The organism is Natrinema soli, assembly GCF_028618695.1.
This window is the reverse complement of the sequence record NZ_JAQIVI010000147.1, coordinates 1-1775: the sequence shown is the minus strand read 5'-3', so window position 1 is coordinate 1775 and position 1775 is coordinate 1. Positions and strand designations below refer to the sequence as shown.

Sequence of the window (1775 nt, the reverse complement as noted above, 5' to 3'; positions counted from 1 at the left end):
CGAGCCGACCGCGACGGCCGCCGTCGACGCGACCGGCGAACCGAAGGCGGCGCTCGCGGACGCCGTTCGGTCGTTCTGGACGACGGACATTCGGATCCTGTGAGTCTCGTCCCGAACTGGCGTCGGGTCTGGGAAAAGTCAGCGCGGTAGATTCACCGGCGTTTCGGCGAATCTCGTGACCAGTGACGGTCGACGGTTCGCTCAGTAGCTGCCGCCGTCGGCGAATCTCGCGACCAGTGACGGTCGACGGTTCGCTCAGTAGCTGCCGCCGTCGGCGAAACAGCGACCGCACCTGTTCGCGTCCCCGTCACTGACCGCCCGCTCGACGGGGACCAGTCGAAGGTTATCGTGAGCGACGTGAGAGGTCGCCCCGCAGGTCGTCTGGAAGTCGGAACGACCGGATTCGTGTCGGTGGATCTTGTTCGTCGTTTCGTTCAGGACGCCATTCATGCTACACATTGTCACCCCCAATCCACATAAGGGCTCCGACCGTTGATTCTCCGCCAGCTTCCCGAGACAGTCATCGACGACCGTTGAGACCATCGAAACGATCTCGGTGTGCGTCGGAAAGTTCGAAACCGACGACGGGAGCGGGGTTCGTCACTGCGGTCACCGTCGATTGTCGGTCGGTGTCCCTCCGAGACGTTTTCTGCGCTGCAAACGTACAATCAAACCGAGTATGCTCGACTTCGAAGCCGTTTCGTTCGAAGGGTGTAACGACGCGTTCACGGCATACTCCGACGCCAACGCGGCCCATCGGAGTTTCTGCCGTCCCGCCTGCGTCCTCGAGGCGAACTGACCGACGACGACCGCTCACTTTTTCCGTCGATCGCGGCGTGAGCGAGCGGTAGTTCGACTCGAACTCGCGTCGACGGGACCGCCTGCCGTTGCCCGGTAGTTCAAGTTCACCCTCGTCCATTCTCCGGTATGCGCGTCGCGATCCTCGCTCACGAGAAGTTTCCCGCTCGAGCCAAGACCGCCCTCGGCGTCCTCCGATACGCCGACCACGACATCGTCGCCGTTCTCGACCGGGAGAACGGCGGTCGACGCGTCTCCGACTTCGTCCCGGACGTGCAGGACGCACCGATCGTCGCCGGGATGGCCGACATCGAACCGGCTGCCGTCGACGCCCTGCTGATCGGTATCGCACCGATCGGCGGCGGCTTCGACGAGAGCTGGCGCGAAGACGTTCGGAGGGCCCTCACGGACGGCTGTGACGTGATATCCGGACTGCACTCCTTCCTCGCCGACGACGAGGAGTTCGCCCGGTTGGCGGCCGAAAACGACTGCGAGATTCGAGACGTTCGGAAACCGCCGGCGGATCTCACGGTCAGCCAGGGCGTCGCGAGCGAGGTCGACACCGAGGTGATCCTCACCGTCGGCACCGACTGTTCGGTCGGCAAGATGACGACCACGATGGAACTGGCCCGCGACGCCCGCGCGGCCGGCCACGACGCCGCCGTTATCCCGACCGGCCAGACGGGGATCATGATCGAGGGCTGGGGGACGCCGATCGACCGCGTCGTCAGCGACTTCACTGCGGGCGCGGTCGAGGAGATGATCCTCGAGAAGGGTAACGACCACGACTACCTCTTCGTCGAGGGCCAGGGCAGCATCGTCCACCCGGCGTACTCGCCGGTCACCCTCGGAATCCTCCACGGATCGATGGCGGATTCGCTCGTGCTCTGTCACGAGGCCGGCCGGGAAGAAATCCACGGCTACGAGTCGTTCTCGCTGCCGTCGATCCCCAGCTACGTCGATCTCTACGAGCGCGT

At 64.6% G+C, this 1775-nt stretch carries 2 protein-coding genes and 1 pseudogene; 2 read left to right on the top strand and 1 reads right to left on the bottom strand.

What is annotated here, in order from left to right; all coding sequences use genetic code 11:
• Positions 1–103, top strand: a pseudogene (locus PGX04_RS34615) (Vms1/Ankzf1 family peptidyl-tRNA hydrolase); the annotation flags it as partial.
• A gap of 152 nt (positions 104–255) precedes the next feature.
• Here the strand turns inward: PGX04_RS34615 and PGX04_RS10315 are convergent.
• Entirely contained in the window at positions 256–450 is a 195-nt protein-coding gene (locus tag PGX04_RS10315) for a hypothetical protein (RefSeq protein ID WP_273738409.1), read from the bottom strand.
• A 477-nt stretch (positions 451–927) separates the two neighbouring features.
• Between PGX04_RS10315 and PGX04_RS10310 the strand changes: the two genes are divergently transcribed.
• The coding region (locus PGX04_RS10310) for an N-acetyltransferase DgcN family protein (RefSeq protein ID WP_273738408.1) at positions 928–1775 on the top strand (848 nt) is incomplete at its 3' end.